Origin of the sequence: Motilimonas pumila (genome assembly GCF_003596335.1) — a bacterium.
GTDB classification, from domain to species: Bacteria; Pseudomonadota; Gammaproteobacteria; order Enterobacterales; family CBDFNC01; genus Motilimonas; species Motilimonas pumila.
Genome location: NZ_QZCH01000118.1, coordinates 1 through 833 on the forward strand (window position 1 = coordinate 1; position 833 = coordinate 833).

An 833-nucleotide genomic window follows, 5' to 3' on the forward strand; every position below is an offset into this window, starting at 1 on the left:
AGGCGGTATCAAATTTACGAGTCCCAATATCAATGGGCAATACTGGAATATCAACGGCTCACGCACAACGCTGGACTGGGGAAATTATGAGGGGATCCGTCAGCGCCGCAATAAGCGGCAAGATAAACGTTGGCTATAATTGTTGTGAGGAACGAACAGCAGCCAACGTTTAGCTGTCCGTTTTAATTGCCTTTGTTAGGCTACGATACTGAGGTCTTTAATCAACTCTAATGCCCAATCACAAATTGAATTATATTCAACTTTTCGATCATAATCATTATGCCAATAACCTATTAATTTTCCCTTATTACTACCGTCAGATACATAAACAACATAATCACTTGAATCGTTAGTCAATATTGGGACCCAACATTTTTCCCACGGTTCTAGATATTCAGACATAGGGTCATTATAAAATTTTATAGTCTCAATAATTTCATTCATTGACATCAAACGTCTATTGTTATCAGGGCTTAAGATTGAATTCCATTTCTGGCCATTTTTCCATTTTAGTAATTTAATTAAGTCACTTGTTACTTCGATATTTGTCAAAGCTATAAATTTATTAAATTCTTCATCCGTAAAATCATCGTTGAATGAATTCAATGTTTCAGAAGATAATTGATCATCAATTTTTGAAAGTAACTTTGTTATATTTTCCATTTCATAAATTCCGAAATTTTTTAGATTAGTAGCCTAGACATAATGATTCCCTGTGCACAGGGTCGACCTCCTGCGTTTATCGTGGGTTAGCTCGGCCAGTGCCACACTGTTAGGTAAACGCCATAACAGATACAGGAGATCGACATGAATAATCCTAGCACCCTTTTTAT

Annotated in this window: 1 protein-coding gene; it reads right to left on the reverse strand. The window is 36.1% G+C overall.

The features are described from left to right. Nucleotides 1-195: 195 nt before the first annotated feature. A complete protein-coding gene (locus D1Z90_RS20785) occupies nt 196-663 on the reverse strand; it encodes an SMI1/KNR4 family protein (protein ID WP_119912665.1) in 468 nt (155 codons plus the stop codon). Between the last annotated feature and the right edge of the window lie 170 nt (nt 664-833).